Genomic DNA, 16,486 nt, shown 5'->3' on the forward strand with positions numbered 1-16,486 from the left:
TCCATCGCCATCTGAATATTCGTATTGTTCTCACCCCTTAGCGGCCCAGGGACGATTTCTCCCACAGCAAGCCATACGAGTGCGCCATCCGCTCAAGCGAGAAATCCGCAGCGATGCGGTCGCGACATGCTTGCCGCCTGCTCGCCCAAGACCGGGTATCCTGAATTTCCGAAACCATAATCTCGATGGAACGCGATAACGCGTCAGGGTTCCGCGGCGGAACGATCAATCCCGTGTTGCCGACAAGCATCGCGATGTCCCCGACGTCCGTTGCCACGCATGGCGTGCCGCATGCCATCGCCTCAGCAACCACGTTCGGAAAGGCTTCGCTGCTGGAGGCCAGCACATGAATGTCGAATGCATTCATCAAACCGGCAATGTCGTCGCTCGGCCCAAGAAGCTTCACCTTGTGGCGAACATCGTAGCGCTCCAACAGCACGGCAAGCGCAGTGTTTTCAGCCGTCATACCCGGGCCGGCAAGAACACATTTGAAGGGAAGGCTCTTGTGCATCGACAGCCTGGACAGGGCAGCGAAGAGATTCTGGTGGTCCTTGTCGGGATGCCAGCGAGCGACGTTTCCGATAACGAACTGGCCATCACCTATCGACCAATCCCGACGGAGCCGCGCGCGCGCCCGGTCGTCCGGCTCGAACACGGCCAGATCGTAGCCATTCGGTATGATCGTCCAGTTCGAGCTCGAATATCCTGCATGGATGTGGCACCGCGATGCATTTTGCGAGCAACTGACAATCCGAGCCGGGATGATACCGGATATGAGAGCGCATATCCTGTCCACTGTCCTGGTCGTAAAGGAGGCCGCCCGCGGATCCAGTCCGCAATTGTGCATCCCCCAAAGAACCGGGCTGATGCCGCCAAGCCGCGCTAGGACGCCTCCGACGAGGTTGGCGTGATACATCCAGCACTGAACCACGTCCGGCCGATAGGTCGAGAACACGCGCCTGAGCGAGGCGAGCCCCTTGAGACTCAACCTTCCCTTTGGCATCGCCAGGCAGGCGAGCGGTATTTTGGCCGCGCGAAGCAACGGGCCATATTTTCCGTCACCCGAAAGCGAGACGACAAAATGGGAATGGCTGCGCTCGGCCGTGCACAGGCGGTATAGCGCTGCCTCGGCGCCGCCGTTCTCAAGTCCGGTGATGACGTGCAGGATCTTAATACGACCGCTCCTTCCCCACGGCGTTCGTGGGATCGACACCCATCGCGAGCAGGTAGGCGTCGGCCACCTTTTCGACACTGAAATCCCGCGCCCGACGCCTGACGTCTGGAGGATCAGCTTCATCAAGGGCGGCCATCACTTCTGCCGCAAAACCCTGGGCATCTCCGACCGCGGCGAGACGCCCCCACTTGCCGTCCTCGAGTATCTCGGCCGGACCGCTTTCGCAGTTGGTGCTCACCACGTTGGTCCCGCAAGCCATTGCTTCGATGATCGTGTTTGGAAATCCCTCCCTGCGGGAGGATTGAAGAAACAACGCTGCCCGCCGCATCCACGGATACGGATTCTTCGAAAAGCCGACCAGAGCGACCGAAGAATTCAGCTCGAGTTCGTCGATCAGGGTTTGAAGCGATCCCCGCAGCGGTCCTTCCCCGACAATGGCCAATTTGACGGGTCTCTTCCTCGCAATCCGCGCGAAGCTGCTTATGAGCGTGGCATGGTCCTTTGCGAAATCAAGCCGCCCAACGGCCACCAACAAAACCCTGCCATCCTCGACCGCGAAAGGATGATCGAGCGGTTCATCCGCCTGCTCTTCAACATGTTTGATGTCCAGGGGATTGTAGATCGTTTTGACGGAATTCCGGTCGACCCCGATGCTCTGGGTCAGGTCTTCCGCGACGCCATGCGATACAGTGATGATCGTGCTGGCACGACCATAGGTCAGCCGCATGAGAAATGGCAGAAACTTCTCACGAACCAGCTTCGTATCCGCGACGGTCCTGGAAAGATTACTCCTTTCGGATATCACGATCGGTATCCGGCGCAGCGAGAGCATGGACGAGACGATGCCAACGATATTGGCATGGGGTAACGCCGTCAGCATCACCCGCGGCTGCTCCCGCCTCAAATACCGGATCAAAGCCAATACGGAAAACAGCAACCGCGAGGCCCGGAGGTCCTGTATCCTTATCGTCTTCGGAACCAAAGCGAGATACTCGCCCGTCGCACACCCAAGCACCAGATCGATCGGCAAGCCGCGCCGGCCAAATTCGCTGGCCAGGGTGAGCATTGCCCGCTCGGTGCCGCCAGCACGAAGAGAGGGAATGAAGATAGCAATCCGAGCTGCTGGGTTGCCTGGCGATCTCTTGTCTTGGCGCGTGCACATCACTCGGTTCGCCACCTTTCCTGGCCGGTCACGGCGAAAGCTTTTTGCTTGCGCCTGACCGTGCGCGATGAGCGATGCTCCACCCGGATACCAGGGAGACAGCCCGTCGCGTTCGGGTCCACCAAAGCGGAGAATATCCTCGGGTGATCAATGTCTTCGCCGAAAGACATAGGCGTAGGTTTCGGCCGCATCCTTCCCAATGAGAAGCGCCGAGAGACCTAGCCAGAGGCGCCAGACAAGGAAGGCCGGCACGAAAGCGTAGAAGTATGAACTCCTCCAGAACAGATGACGCTGGACAAGCTCCAGGCCATTTTGCGCTGCGATCCTTTCCACCTCGCTCGGCAGGCATCTGTCATAGAAGGCTGGGAAGCCGTCGTGCCCCCTGCCCTTGTCCGGATAGACCGCAAACAGCAGGCGACGCTTGATCGCCTCGGGCAAGACCCGATTGAGCCTGGCGAAAACGGCGTTGCGTGAAGGCGAGAAAATGGCGACCGTGCCGCCCGGCCTTACGCAGCTGGCAATGCCGCGAAATGCGCCTTCGCCGTCGCGGACGTGCTCCAGAGTGGCCTGGCATATGACCAGATCGGCATCTCCCTTCCCCCTGAACGAAGTAAGGTCCGCCTCGATCCGCTCGTCATAGATCTCGCCCGGAGCCTTCGACAGTTCCTTGGCATCGCGGTCCACCCCGACGACAACCAGCCCCAGACGACGCTTCTCGGCTAGGCTTACAAGCGGCCTTGCTCCTCCGCCCAGATCATAGACCAGTGCGTTAGGTGTAAAGAGCACCGGTGCGATTTCCGCAGCAAAGGCGTGGTTGCCATCCACGCGCAGCCGTAGCGGCAAGGCTCGGTCCAGACACTCTGAGACCGCCACGTTCGTGCGAACAAAACCCCGCAGCAAAGACGCTATCCCGTCATCGATTTCGTGGACAAGACGTGACCTCCCCCTACCTCCGCTCAAAATAGGCCTGGTACCATTCGACGAACCGCCCGACGCCCTCCGTCACGGACGTGCCGGGACGATAGCCGACCGCCGCCTGCAGCGCCGAAGTATCGGCGAAAGTGTCAGGCACGTCGCCGGCCTGCAGCGGCAAGAGCTCCACGATGGCCTTGCGGCCAAGCGCGTTTTCAAGCGCCTCGACATAGGCGGTCAGCTTCACCGGGTTGTTGTTGCCGATGTTGAAAATGCGCCAAGGCGCGCTGCTCGTCGCAGGATCCGGATGACCGGAATCCCAGGCGGAGTTAGCGGCGGCGGGGCTGTCGCTGGTGCGGATCACGCCTTCGGCGATGTCTTCGACGTAGGTGAAGTCGCGTGTGTGGTTGCCGTTGTTGAACAGCTTGATCGGCTCGCCGGCCAGGATGTTCCTGGTGAACAGGAACAGCGCCATGTCGGGACGCCCCCAAGGGCCGTACACTGTGAAGAAACGCAAGCCCGTGGTCGGCAGCCCGAACAGGTGGCTGTAGCTGTGCGCCATCAGCTCGTTGGCGCGCTTGGTTGCGGCGTAGAACTGCAGCGGATGGTCGGCCGGGCGATGCTCGGAAAACGGCATGTCGGTATTGGCGCCATAGACGCTCGACGTGCTGGCATAGGTCAGGTGGCCGACACGGCTGTTGCGGCAGGCCTCCAGCATGTTGGCGTAGGCGATAATGTTGCTCTCGACATAGGCGTGCGGGTTTTCAAGGCTGTAGCGGACGCCGGCCTGGGCGGCGAGATGGATCACCCTGTCGAAGGCGTGATCGGCAAAGCAGCCGTCCACCACGTTTCGCTCTGCGAGATTACCGTGGATGAAATGGTAGCCCGCATTGGTGTTGCGGCTTGCTTCGGCCAGAAGCCGCAGCCGCGCCTGCTTGATCTGCGGATCATAGTAGTCGTTGATGCTGTCTATGCCGACGACCTCGTCGCCGCGTTCGAGCAGCCGCCTGGCGACGTGATAGCCTATGAAGCCGGCAGCGCCGGTGACCAGAACCTTCATCAGAACCGCCCGTCCGTAACATCCCTGGGGAACAGACCCTTGATGTCGTAGACGACGCTAGGGTCCTTGCAAAGCGCCCGAAGACCGGCAACGCCCAGGGTGTGAAACTGCCCGTGCCCCACGGCGACGACAACGCCATCGTAACGCGCGGCGGGCATCTCTTTAACGCTCGTTACGCCAAAGGCGCGCGCGCATTCCTGCGCATCGACCCAAGGATCCCAGATATCGATGCCGGCATTGTACTGCCTCAGCTGCGCGACAATGTCGGCGACCTTGGAGTTTCTCAGGTCCGGACAGTTTTCCTTGAAGGCCGCGCCCATGACCAGAATCCGGCTGCCAACGACAGGTATGCCCTTGCGCATCATAAGGCGGGCCGTCTGGTCCGCTGCATGCCGGCCCATGCCGTCGTTGATGCGGCGACCGGCAAGAATCACCTCGGGATGATAGCCGAGTTCTTGAGCCTTGTGGGTCAGATAATAGGGATCGACGCCTATGCAGTGGCCGCCGACGAGACCAGGGCTGAAGCGCAGGAAATTCCATTTGGTGCCGGCCGCTTCCAGCACCTCCGACGTGTCGATGCCCAGTTTGCCGAAGATCAGCGACAATTCGTTCATCAAGGCGATATTGAGATCGCGTTGCGTGTTCTCGATGACCTTGGCTGCCTCGGCGACCGCGATGCTCGATGCACGATGCGTGCCGGCGGGAATGATCGAGGCATAGAGGGCGTCGATGGCGTCCGCCACCTCCGGCGTGGAGCCGCTGGTCACCTTGACGATCGTCTGAAGCCGGTGCTCGCGGTCGCCGGGGTTGATGCGCTCAGGGCTGTAGCCCAGGAAGAAGTCTTCGTTGTAGCGCAGCCCCGAATGTTTCTCGATCAGCGGAGCACACACCTCTTGCGTACAGCCGGGATAGACGGTCGATTCAAAGATTACCACCGCACCGGGGGAGATCACCTCGCCGACCGTGGCGGACGCCATGACAAGGGGCTTCAGGTCCGGCCGGTTGGCCCTGTCGATCGGAGTGGGGACAGTGACGATGAAAACTCCGCAATCCCGCAGATCGGCCTTGTCGCTGGTGAACCGCAGCCGCGTGGCGGCATCGATTTCATCTCTGCTGGCCTCAAGCGTGTGATCCTCGCCACGCCTCAGCGCATCCACGCGCGATTGGCTGATGTCGAAGCCGACGACGTCCCTGATCGCTCCGAGGGCCACCGCCAGCGGCAAACCCACATAGCCAAGCCCGATGACAGCTATTTTCCTGGAGCCGAGGTCCATTTGCTTCCTGTCCGGCAAGCCTTAATCAGCCACGGCCTCCGCTATCGCGCACCATGGCCGGTAATCATCGTCTTGATGGTTCTGAGGGTGATGAGAACATCAAGCCAAGGCGAGAAGTTCTTTATGTAGTAAAAATCGTAGTGTAATTTCTCCATCACATCGTCGACCGCCGCAACATGCCCCTGGTTTACTTGCGCCCACCCGCTCACACCTGGCCTGACGATGTGCCGGTAGCGATAGAACGGCAATTCCGCCTCATACCAGTGCGACAGGACGACAGCCTCGGGCCGTGGCCCGATCCAGCTCATTTCGCCGCGCAGGATGTTGATGGCCTGCGGCAGCTCGTCGATCCTGAACTTGCGTAAAAAACGCCCTATCCGGGTGATGCGATCGTCGTCACGTTTCGTGATCGCCTTGTCCTTGTCGCTGCCAATGCCGGCTTGCTGCCTCATCGAACGAAACTTGTAGACCGTGTAGATCCGGCCCCTGTAGCCAATGCGGGGCTGGCGAAACAGCACCGGGCCCTCCGAGTCCAGCCGGATCAGCAGCGCGATCAACACCACGAAAGGTGAAAGAGCCACGACCATGACAAGCGCGGAGATCCAGTCGATTGCCTGCTTGATCTTGAGATAGGCCTGGTTCGGATTGAGCGAGCCGAGCGTGTTTTCCGACAGGTGTTCGATCTCGACGCGGCCGGTCAGCGATTCGCTGACCTGCTTGACGTGGTAGACCGGCGTGCCCGAAAGGGCCCGGTCCGCGATGTATCGTTCCCATTCGGCGTCAAGGTCGGCCCGCAGATCGACAACCACGCCATTCGCCCGTTCGATGACGGTGCCAGGCGAAGTGATCCAGAACCAATGCACTCCCGGCAGTGTCCTTAGGCGCTCTACGTTCCCGCCGGGAATGACGACCAGCCGGTACGGTTCGAGATGCCGCGTTATGATGCTCAGGCCAAAATACCAGAGCGTGGACTGGGTGAAGCTGGCAGCCGCCTGAAACCGGCTGTACTCGAAACGAAAAAAGAAAATAGTCAGGAAAACAAGCCCGTAGGACAGCACAAATGTCGGCAGGATGTAGCTGGCAGCGGCCACGCCGGGGAAATTCCCGATACGCCGATAGGCAAGGAAGCCTGCTACATGCGCAATGACCGCGGCAGCGACGGTTACCTGGAGATTGGCGACGTAGACCGCATCGGGTTTGAAGGCGATCCGGATGAGGGCCGGCGCGACGATCGCGAACGTCAGTCCGCCAATAAGTTGAAAGCGAATTCTGAACAGGAAGTGCCGGCTTCCGACAAGAGTTGATGTTGCGACATTCAACTTCTTCCCCCCTCGAAGCTGCCATGTCGGCGATTGCCATTGCAATAATGCGCTTGGCTTGGCCGTTCATTCGCAAAGCGGAATCGGGCCTCTCGCTACTGGCTGTTCGACTCAGTCGAAGATCAAGAGCTACGACACTGTAACGATACCAGCAAGTATCTATTTACACTGTAGCAATCGGCAGGATTTTTTATCAATCGCGTCGCTGAATGCGGTTCAAAAGCTATCGCTAATAAATTGGCTTACTGCCCGCCATCGAGAATGTCTGGACGCATGAAGGTAAATGGATGTTCGTATCTCTGGTGACTGGCTGGCTGCTTGGCCAAGACCTCCCAGTCACATCCGTCCGACCTGGATGAACCAGGTTCTTCCCCGGAATGTCTCAGTGGATCGCTAGTTCAGTTGCGCTTCAGCAGCGACCAGACGGCGGGCACCAGGCTTGCGGCCAGGGCAACCTTGATCAGATCACCGACGATGAACGGCACGACCCCGAACTGCCAGGATTTTTCCGGACCGATGAGCATCGCCAGCCAGGCAAAACCCATGGCCATCATGACGAACTCGGCAACCAGCATCGCGTTGAAAAGCTTGATCGGATGGCGATCCCAGCCGCGATCGGCGGCCCAGCCGGCAATCGCCGCCATGACCACGAAGCCGGCGAGATAGCCGCCGGTCGAGCCGAGCATGTAGGCAATGCCAATTCCCTTTTCCGGCGTGCTCTGGAAGACCGGGAAGCCCATCGCGCCCTCGGCCATATAGAGCAGCAGGGTGGCGACGCCGAGCCGCAGGCCGAAAGCGGCCCCGATCAGCAGGACGGCGAGCGTCTGCATCGAAATATCGACTGGCCCCAGAACCACCTTGGTCTTGGCCGACAGGGTCAGGAGCAATGTCCCGGCTATCGCCAGGAAGAACTGCGTTGCCAGCCGCGCCGCGCCATCTTGCGGCAGAGCCAGAGAAACAAGCGGGCGCATCGTCGTTGCAGTTGCCATGGTCTTCCCCATCCGAGTGCCGCCATCCGATGATCGCGGTCTTGCGTTTTCCTATATTGGCTTGCGTGCTATGCGGCAATCGGTTTTGCCATTCCCGCAACAGGCATCGACACCGTCATGGCCCTCGAATTCGATACCAGCTTCGATCCCTGCTACGGCGGGGGCGTCAGCGTCGCGCCCGACGTGCAGCGCGTCACGGCCCGAAATCCAAGTCCCTTCACCTTTCACGGCACCAACAGCTACATCGTCGGACGCGATACGCTGGCAGTGATCGATCCGGGGCCGGATGACGAAGCTCACCTTCGCACCTTGCTCGACGTCATCGCCGGCAGGCCGGTCAGCCACATCTTCGTCAGCCACACGCATCGCGACCATTCCCCGCTGGCGGCACGGCTGAAGCAGGAGACCGGAGCCCAGGTGATGGCGGAAGGGCCGCACCGGCCGGCAAGGCCATTGCATATTGGCGAGATCAACGCGCTCGATGCCAGCGCCGATACCGCTTTCGTTCCCGATCTCGCGCTGCCGGACGGCGCGCTGGTCGCCGGCGACGGCTGGGCAATCCGCACGGTCCTGACCCCCGGCCATACCGCCAACCACGCGGCATTCGCGCTGGAGGGCACCGGCATCCTGTTTTCGGCCGACCACGTCATGGCGTGGGCGACCTCCATCGTCGCGCCGCCGGACGGGGCGATGGCGGACTACATGGCCTCGCTGGACCGGCTGATCGAACGCGGCGACCGCCTGCTGCTGCCCGGCCACGGCGGGCCGGTGACGGCACCGCGTGGCTTCATGCGCGGGTTGAAGACCCATCGCAAAATGCGCGAACGGGCCATATTTGAGCGGATCCGCGCGGGCGACCGCACGATCGCAGACATGGTCAAGGCGATCTACAGGGATACCGACCCGCGGCTGCATGGCGCCGCCGGGTTGTCGGTGCTTGCCCATCTGGAGGATCTGGTGGCGCGCGGCCTGGTCGCGACAGACGCCGCGCCGGCCATAGACGGCATTTTTAGGCCAGCCCCTTAGGCCCGAGCATCTATTCGGCCGGAGCCGCGCCGACCTGGCCGGCGACTTCCTGGTCCAACTCCGCCAGAAAGTCGGTGATGCGCGCAGCGTTGTCGCCGAGGTCGTAGCGGCCGTAGCGGGAAGCCGACCGCATGTCGACGAGAACCGTATCCCCGTCGTCCGTGATGCGAATTGCCACGTCTGCGGGGAGGCCCAACACGAAGCTCCTGGCGACAGCGGTAATCGTCACGTCGCTTTGCCCGGCGAGTTCGGGATAGGGTCCGGTAAGATCCCAATTGCGGCGGTCGAGCACGGTTTCAACGGCAGTGACGACGGTCTCGAACGGCAGGTCGTAGCTGCGCGCGGTGACAAGCGGATAGCTGTCGGTCTGCAACCGCTGCTCGCCGGGCGTCGGCGGCGAGAGCACGTTCATGTCCTTCGTGCGACCGGTGACGTCGAGTGCCGGCGGTTCGTCGAAATCGGTTGAAATATCCCTGAGCGGCGGAAAGATTGTCGCCCAATAGGCGGCGATGCCATAGGGGGTCAGCACCAGCACTGCCAGCAAGACGCCGACCGTGATGTCGCGGCCGCCATAGTCGCCAAAATTCCACACCCTCGAGAAGGCAAATCCGGCGAACAGCAGCGCCAGCGCCGCCAACAGCGCGACGATAGCCAACACCCACAGGAACACCGGCGTTTCAACGAGGTTGAAATAATGGCCGACGAACACGGTCAGCAAAAGCACCGCCGAAAAAGCAGCGGTGCGCCGCGACCATCCGGCAGCCTTCGACGTTTGCCGTTCCGAAATGCTGACCATGTTTCTCTGCGTCATCCCAAGCCGAAGAAGACTTAGCGCATGGCCACCAAAATCGGAATCGATTTTCGAGGAGGATCGTGCGCCAGTTGGAAATGCTATCGTGCCCTGCCGGAAAGGTGCACGTCGCTGCACTGTCCTTTTACGACCGCATCAGGCCGAGACACGCAATATCGCGTCAATCCGTCGGCAAGCGGTAGTCCCTGAATTGCTGGCGCAAGGTGATCTTCTGGATCTTGCCGGTGGCGGTGTGCGGAATTTCGCCGACGAAGGCGACGTCGTCGGGCATCCACCATTTGGCCACCTTACCGTCGAGAAAACCAAGGATATCGGTTTTGGTCGGTTCCTTCCCCGGCTTGCGGACAACCACCAGCAAAGGCCGCTCGCCCCATTTCGAATGAGGGACGCCAATGGCGGCTGCCTCGGCGACATCGGGATGGCCGACGGCCAGATTCTCCAGGTCGATGGTCGAAATCCATTCGCCGCCGGACTTGATGACGTCCTTGGCGCGATCGGTGATCTGCATATAGCCGCCAGCGTCGATGTGGGCGACATCCCCGGTATCGAACCAGCCATCCTCGTCGAACTGCTCCGAGCCGGCGCCGCCGTAGTAGGCGCTGGCCACCGCGGGGCCGCGCACCTTCAGCCGCCCGAATGTCTTGCCGTCCCAAGGCAGCGCGTTGCCTTCGTCGTCCGTCACCTTCATCTCGACGCCGAAGGGCGGGTAACCCTGCTTGCCCTGGACATCGAGCCGGGCGTCACCCTTAAGGCCTGCATAGTCCGGCTTCAGCGTACACAGTGTGCCGAGCGGCGACATTTCGGTCATGCCCCAGGCGTGGACGACCTGGACATCGTAATTGTCCTGGAATTTCTTGGTGATGATGCGTGGGCATGACGAGCCGCCGATGACAACCTTGTTGAGGTAGGGCAGCTTCCTGCCGGTCTCCTCCAGATATTGCAGCAGCATCATCCACACGGTCGGCACGGCGGCACTGAAGGTTACTTTCTCGGTGTCGAGCAATTCATAGATGGAGGCGCCGTCCATCTTGCAGCCCGGCATGACAAGCTTGGCGCCGATCATCGGTGCGCTCTGGCCAAGGCCCCAGGCATTGGCGTGGAACATCGGAACCACCGGCAGGATCGTGTCGCGCGAAGACAGGCCCATCGCGTCGGGCATGGCGGCGATCATGGCGTGCAGGACATTCGAGCGGTGACTGTAGACGACGCCCTTTGGATCGCCAGTGGTTCCAGACGTATAGCACATGCCGGCGGCGGTGCCTTCGTCGAAGCTCTTCCAGGCGAAATCGCCATCGGCCTCGTCGAGCCATTCCTCGTAGGCGACGACGTTGGGCAGCATGGTCTGCGGCAGATGCGCCCTGTCGGCCAGCACGATCACCTGTTTCAGGGACTTGACCGCGCCGGCGATCTTCTCGAGCAAAGGGAGGAAAGTCAGGTCGACAAAGACCGCCTTGTCTTCGGCATGGTTCATGATCCAGACGATCTGCTCGGGAAACAGCCGCGGGTTGAGCGTGTGATAGATCGCGCCGATGCCCATGATGCCATACCAGGCCTCGATGTGGCGCGCCGTGTTCCAGGCCAGCGTCGCAATGCGGTCGCCCAGCCGATAGCCGTCACGCTCCAGGCGCTGGGAGACCTTCAGGGCGCGACGATGGATGCTGGCGTAGGTTGTGCGCACGATCGGACCTTCGATCGAGCGCGATACGATCTCTCGCGCGCCATGCTGCCGCTCTGCGTTGTCGATAAGCTTATGGCAAAGAAGCGGCCATTCCTGCATCAGCCCCAGCATTCGTTCCTCCCTTACGCTCCTCGCTTTTGTTGCCATTGTGAAGCGAACCGGTGGATTGTCCAGCCACCGCCGGTGGCGAACGAAATCCGAATGCCGGTCGCGCAGGCAAGCGATCGAGTCGTGTCTTTTCTTGGAGGTCCGAATGCCTGGCGCTCATGTCATAGGACCGGCGGCCTTGAAATCCATTATATCAGAGAAGTCTAAATTACTCGACCGAGAGGAGAATCCGCCACAATCCGGCCATCGTCGGCATTAAGTTTCGCTAATGGGCAAAGGGGTGCGATTGGCGACTGAAAGAGGTTCGCATGGACACGCAGCTCGACGATAAGGCACTGGAAAGCACGCTTGCCGAAAGCCTGGGCGATCTGGTGCCGGACACAAAGACTGTTTCCGAAGATGAATTTGTTGAAGTTGTCGGCGGTGCGCTCGAAGCGGTGGGCGGCACGCTGCTGTTCAAGATGTGCGTCCAGAACGAAGGGGAAGGCGAGCACGTCGCCGCGGCATCCGTGGGCGATGGCGGCAATCGTCAATTCCTGCTGCTCACCTTGCCGACCGGCGGCGGCCACTTGAAAGTCGAGACCGCATCCAGGAGCAGCAATCCCGTGGCCGGTATCGCGGCCGCCTATGCCGGCCTGATGGACGCGTTCAGAACCGCGGCCTGAGCCTCGCCGGACAAGGTCATCGCTAAAAATGCCGTCGGCAGCGCCCACGGCTGGAGATTGATTGCGGATTGCTGGCGACCGTCGGCCTTGCGCAAACCACCTCGTCGACACACTTAAAGCTGAGACGAGGAGAAACAGCATGGACAAGATCGCCAACCCGGCACCCGGCTTCCAGCGCAACCCCGATAAGGTCATCACCGTCGAACCGTATAAGGGCACCGTCACCGTGCGTGCAGGCGACACTGTTATCGCCTCATCGACGAACGCCAAGGTGCTGACGGAAGCGCCCTATCCGGCCGCCTTTTACATCCCGTTCGCAGACATCGATTTCAACAAGCTGAGCGGCACGCAATCCTCCACCCATTGTCCCTACAAGGGCGACGCAAGCTACTGGAGCGTGCTGCCTGCCGCCGAGGCAGGCAAGGATGCGATGTGGGCCTATGAGCAGCCTTTCGACGAAATGGCTGAAATCCGCAACCACGGCGCGTTCTACGCAAGCAAGGTCAGCATCGAAGCCAAGCCAGCTTGAACGGACGAACGAGGAGGCCGGACCTGCCGTCCTGCCGATCAGTCGGTGGTGCCGTTATTGCCGAAGCCTCCGGCATCATCGAGCCGCACGAAGGTCAGTCCCTTCTGCTTGAGCGCCAGCAGGCCCTGCACGACGCCCTCCCCGGCGGCATGGGTCGGCTGGTTGATATGGGCGATGATGACGTCGCCATCCTTGGCCGCTTCTATGCGCCTTGTGGTTTCCCTGGCGCCGAGCAGCGAACCGCCGTCGCCATTGATCGAGAAGCCGGCGATCTTGAAGCCCAGCTTGCGGATCATGGCGATCGCCGACGGACTATACTCCGCGGTCGCGCCACGAAACCATTTCGGCGCTGGCTCGCCAGTCCCGGCCAAGGCGACGGCGCCCGACTCGACCTCGGCCAGAACCGCTTCCGGACTGCCGGCGCTGCGTATGCCATAGATCTTCTGCGGCGTGTCGACGGCCGGGATGTGATGGCCGCCGTGGTTTTCCAGTTCGAACAGGTCGGGATGCGCCCGCATGATCTCGACGGCGGCGGCGTTCCGCTTCAGCCAGATGCCGGTGACGAAGATGGTCGCAGGTATCCTGTTTTCCACCAGCGCCGAGAGGATGCGGTTGTCGGTCCGTCCGCCGCAGGCATCGAGGGTCAAGGCAATGCGCCCGGTTCCACCTGCATCCGGCTTGATGTGCAGGATGGGTTCGACCAGCGATGCGGCATGGCCGCTGGACACGACGGCCAAAGACATGGCGACAATGCAGAGATTTTTTTGCAGCAGGCGCATCAAATCCAATTCCAATCGGGCGTTTCACGCAGGCATCCCAAGACCCGCATGAAGGCGAAAATCGGAGCTGGATAGCAGAAAAGCACCAGACGCGACAATCTGACCGTCTTGCGGCAGTTCCTCGTTCCGATCGGCGGCAGGCGCTCAGCCGCGGCCCGCCTTTGCCACCTGAACGGCCGCCTGCGCGGCCGCCAACCTGGCGATCGGCACGCGGTAGGGCGAACAGGACACATAGTCCAGTCCGACCTCCTCGCAGAAGCGGATGGAGGCCGGATCGCCGCCATGCTCACCACAAATGCCGAGCTTGATCCCTGGCCGCGCCGCCCTGCCCTTCTCGGCGGCCATGCGCACCAGTTCGCCGACGCCATGGATGTCCAGCGATACGAACGGATCCTGTTCGATGATGCCTTTCTGGCGATAGGTCTCCAGGAACGAGGCCGCGTCGTCGCGCGAGATGCCGAATGTCGTCTGGGTTAGGTCGTTGGTGCCGAAAGAGAAGAACTCGGCCGATTCAGCGATGACATGGGCGCGGATCGCCGCGCGGGGGAGCTCGATCATGGTTCCAGTCAGGTAGTCGATCTTGACGCCGCTTTCGTCCATGACGCTCTTGGCCACCGCATCGATGCGCGCCTTGACATAGTCGAGTTCCTTCACAAGCCCGACCAGCGGCACCATGATCTCGGGTACCACCAGCGCGCCGGCCTTGCGGCCAGCCTCGACGGCGGCTTCGAAAATGGCGCGCGCCTGCATCTCGGCGATCTCGGGATAGGACACAGCAAGCCGGCAGCCGCGATGGCCGAGCATCGGGTTGAATTCGTGCAGCGCCTCGGTGCGCTGCCTGAGCTTGTCCGGCGCAACATTCATCGCCGCCGCGACTTCGGCTATCTCGGCCTCGGTCTTGGGCAGGAATTCGTGCAACGGCGGATCGAGCAGGCGGATGGTCACCGGCAGACCGGCCATGATCTCGAACAGCTCCAGGAAATCCGCTCGCTGCATCGGCAGCAGCTTGGCAAGCGCGGCGCGCCGGTCCTTTTCGGTGTCGGCCAGGATCATCTCGCGCATGGCGATAATGCGGGCGCCATCGAAGAACATGTGTTCGGTGCGGCACAAGCCGATGCCTTCGGCACCGAAGGAGCGCGCCATGCGCGCATCGAGCGGGGTTTCGGCGTTGGTGCGCACTTTCATGCGCCGCACCGCATCCGCCCATTCCATGATGGCGGCGAAATCGCCGGAAAGCTCGGGCTGGAGCATCGCTACGGCGCCCTTGAGCACCTGCCCGTTGCCGCCGTCGATGGTGATGATGTCGCCCTTGCGGAAGGTCTGCCCCATCGACATCAGCGTAGCTGCCTTATAGTCGACGCGCAGCGAACCGGCGCCCGAAACGCACGGCTTGCCCATGCCGCGCGCCACGACGGCAGCATGGCTGGTCATGCCGCCGCGCGTGGTCAGGATGCCCTCCGCCGCATGCATGCCGTGGATGTCCTCGGGACTGGTCTCGACACGCACCAGGATAGCCTTGCGTCCTTGTGTCTTGAGATCCTCGGCGTCCGCGGAGGAAAAGACGATTTCGCCGGTGGCGGCGCCTGGAGACGCCGGCAGGCCGACACCGATGACGTCGCGTGCGGCCTTCGGATCGATGGTGGGGTGCAGGAGCTGGTCGAGCGAGGCGGGATCGATGCGGGCGACCGCTTCCTCTTTCGAGATCAAGCCGTCCCTGGCCATCTCGACGGCGATCCTGAGCGCCGCCTTGGCGGTGCGCTTGCCGGACCTCGTCTGCAACATCCACAATTTGCCGCGCTCGATGGTGAATTCGAGGTCCTGCATGTCGCGGTAGTGCTTTTCCAGCCTGTCCGAGATGGTGACGAAGGACTGGAAGGCGTCCGGCATCAGTTTCTGCAATGACGGCTTGTCGGAGCCGGCGGCGATGCGGGCCGCCTCGGTGATGTTCTGCGGCGTGCGGATGCCGGCGACGACGTCCTCACCCTGCGCATTCACCAGGAACTCGCCATAGAGCTGCTTTTCGCCGGTCGACGGATTGCGAGTGAAGGCGACCCCGGTGGCCGAAGTTTCACCCATGTTGCCGAACACCATGGCCTGGACATTGACCGCCGTGCCCCAGCTTTCGGGAATATCGTGCAGGCGCCTGTAAGTGATGGCGCGGTTGTTCATCCAACTCGAGAACACGGCACCGATCGCCCCCCAGAGCTGTTCGTGCGGATCCTGCGGGAACGGCCTGCCGAGCTCCTCTTCGACCTTGGCCTTGTAGAGCGCGATGACGCCTTGCCACTCGATAGCTGTCAGTTCCGTGTCGAGTTCATGGCCGAGGCTGGCCTTCTGATCCTCGAGGATCTCCTCGAACACCTCGTGGTCGAGCCCCATGACGACATCGGAATACATCTGGATGAAGCGCCGGTAGCTGTCATAGGCAAAGCGCGCATCGCCGGAATCGGCGGCCAGCGCCTCGACGGTTTCGTCGTTGAGGCCGAGATTGAGCACGGTGTCCATCATGCCAGGCATCGAGGCGCGGGCGCCGGAGCGCACCGACACAAGCAGCAGTTTCGACGGATCGCCGAAACGGCGGCCGGTGAGCCGGCCGATATGGTCCAGCGCCACGGCGACGTCCGCTTCAAGCCCTGCCGGATAGGCGCGGCCGTTGGCATAGTAGGCGTTGCAGACCTCCGACGTGATGGTGAAGCCCGGCGGCACCGGCAGGCCAAGGCTACACATCTCGGCCAGATTGGCACCCTTGCCGCCCAACAGATTCTTGTCGCCAGCCCGGCCTTCGGCCGCACCATCGCCAAAGGTGAAAACCCACTTGGTCATGCTTTGCTCTCCGGTTGCAGGAGATTGGAAAGATTGACGAAACAGAAAGCCCCGCCATATCCCGACTTTCGACGGATATGATGCTGCAATGCGAAAGGCAAGGCGTCGGCAAAGCCGTTTGGCCGCTACAATCGATTAAGCAAAAGCTGCGGCAAAAGGACTTGCCAGTGCAACGGT

General features: G+C 61.6%; 14 protein-coding genes. 3 read left to right on the forward strand and 11 right to left on the reverse strand.

Annotation, left to right across the window (positions count from 1 at the left end; genetic code table 11):
• Positions 1–37 precede the first annotated feature (37 nt).
• From FJ949_RS08145 to FJ949_RS08175, 7 genes are all read right to left on the reverse strand, one after another.
• Positions 38–1,288 (reverse strand): glycosyltransferase, encoded by a 1,251-nt coding sequence (locus FJ949_RS08145; protein ID WP_224646759.1) that lies wholly within the window; start codon positions 1,286–1,288, stop codon positions 38–40.
• Positions 1,170–2,336 (reverse strand): glycosyltransferase, encoded by a 1,167-nt coding sequence (locus FJ949_RS30615; protein WP_140494892.1) that lies wholly within the window; start codon positions 2,334–2,336, stop codon positions 1,170–1,172. The genes FJ949_RS08145 and FJ949_RS30615 overlap by 119 nt, the downstream gene beginning before the upstream one ends.
• 147 nt (positions 2,337–2,483) lie before the next feature.
• On the reverse strand, positions 2,484–3,179 hold the full coding sequence (locus FJ949_RS08155) for a methyltransferase domain-containing protein (RefSeq protein WP_181168414.1): 696 nt from the start codon (positions 3,177–3,179) through the stop codon (positions 2,484–2,486).
• A gap of 103 nt (positions 3,180–3,282) precedes the next feature.
• Positions 3,283–4,308 (reverse strand): NAD-dependent epimerase, encoded by a 1,026-nt coding sequence (locus FJ949_RS08160; protein WP_140494896.1) that lies wholly within the window; start codon positions 4,306–4,308, stop codon positions 3,283–3,285.
• Positions 4,308–5,582 carry a nucleotide sugar dehydrogenase gene (locus tag FJ949_RS08165; protein ID WP_140494898.1) on the reverse strand — a complete coding sequence of 425 codons (1,275 nt, stop codon included), beginning with the start codon at positions 5,580–5,582 and terminating at the stop codon, positions 4,308–4,310. Before FJ949_RS08165 ends, FJ949_RS08160 begins: the two co-directional genes overlap by 1 nt.
• A 41-nt stretch (positions 5,583–5,623) precedes the next feature.
• Positions 5,624–6,901, reverse strand: coding sequence for a sugar transferase (locus FJ949_RS08170; protein WP_140520791.1), 1,278 nt, complete (start codon positions 6,899–6,901; stop codon positions 5,624–5,626).
• Positions 6,902–7,299: 398 nt separating this feature from the next.
• Positions 7,300–7,890: a biotin transporter BioY gene (locus FJ949_RS08175; protein ID WP_140494902.1), complete on the reverse strand. Its 591-nt coding sequence runs from the start codon at positions 7,888–7,890 to the stop codon at positions 7,300–7,302.
• A 117-nt stretch (positions 7,891–8,007) separates the two neighbouring features.
• On the opposite strand from FJ949_RS08175, the gene FJ949_RS08180 reads away from it, so the two are divergent.
• On the forward strand, positions 8,008–8,916 hold the full coding sequence (locus tag FJ949_RS08180; RefSeq protein WP_140494904.1) for an MBL fold metallo-hydrolase: 909 nt from the start codon (positions 8,008–8,010) through the stop codon (positions 8,914–8,916).
• A 10-nt stretch (positions 8,917–8,926) separates the two neighbouring features.
• Here FJ949_RS08180 and FJ949_RS08185 read toward each other — a convergent pair whose 3' ends face one another.
• Entirely contained in the window at positions 8,927–9,712 is a 786-nt protein-coding gene (locus FJ949_RS08185) for a DUF1499 domain-containing protein (RefSeq protein WP_140494907.1), read from the reverse strand.
• Positions 9,713–9,887: 175 nt separating this feature from the next.
• Entirely contained in the window at positions 9,888–11,516 is a 1,629-nt protein-coding gene (locus tag FJ949_RS08190) for a fatty-acid--CoA ligase (protein WP_140494909.1), read from the reverse strand.
• 305 nt (positions 11,517–11,821) lie between these two features.
• Here FJ949_RS08190 and FJ949_RS08195 point away from each other — a divergent pair, with 305 nt between their 5' ends.
• Positions 11,822–12,178, forward strand: coding sequence for a hypothetical protein (locus tag FJ949_RS08195; protein WP_140494911.1), 357 nt, complete (start codon positions 11,822–11,824; stop codon positions 12,176–12,178).
• A 139-nt stretch (positions 12,179–12,317) separates the two neighbouring features.
• Positions 12,318–12,707 (forward strand): DUF427 domain-containing protein, encoded by a 390-nt coding sequence (locus tag FJ949_RS08200; RefSeq protein ID WP_140494914.1) that lies wholly within the window; start codon positions 12,318–12,320, stop codon positions 12,705–12,707.
• Positions 12,708–12,745: 38 nt separating this feature from the next.
• On the opposite strand, the gene FJ949_RS08205 is transcribed toward FJ949_RS08200, so the two are convergent.
• Positions 12,746–13,486, reverse strand: coding sequence for a polysaccharide deacetylase family protein (locus FJ949_RS08205; RefSeq protein WP_140494917.1), 741 nt, complete (start codon positions 13,484–13,486; stop codon positions 12,746–12,748).
• A gap of 144 nt (positions 13,487–13,630) precedes the next feature.
• Positions 13,631–16,309: a pyruvate, phosphate dikinase gene (gene ppdK / locus FJ949_RS08210; RefSeq protein WP_140494920.1), complete on the reverse strand. Its 2,679-nt coding sequence runs from the start codon at positions 16,307–16,309 to the stop codon at positions 13,631–13,633.
• Between the last annotated feature and the right edge of the window lie 177 nt (positions 16,310–16,486).

The organism is Mesorhizobium sp. B2-4-1 (genome assembly GCF_006442185.1).
Taxonomy (GTDB): Bacteria; Pseudomonadota; Alphaproteobacteria; order Rhizobiales; family Rhizobiaceae; genus Mesorhizobium.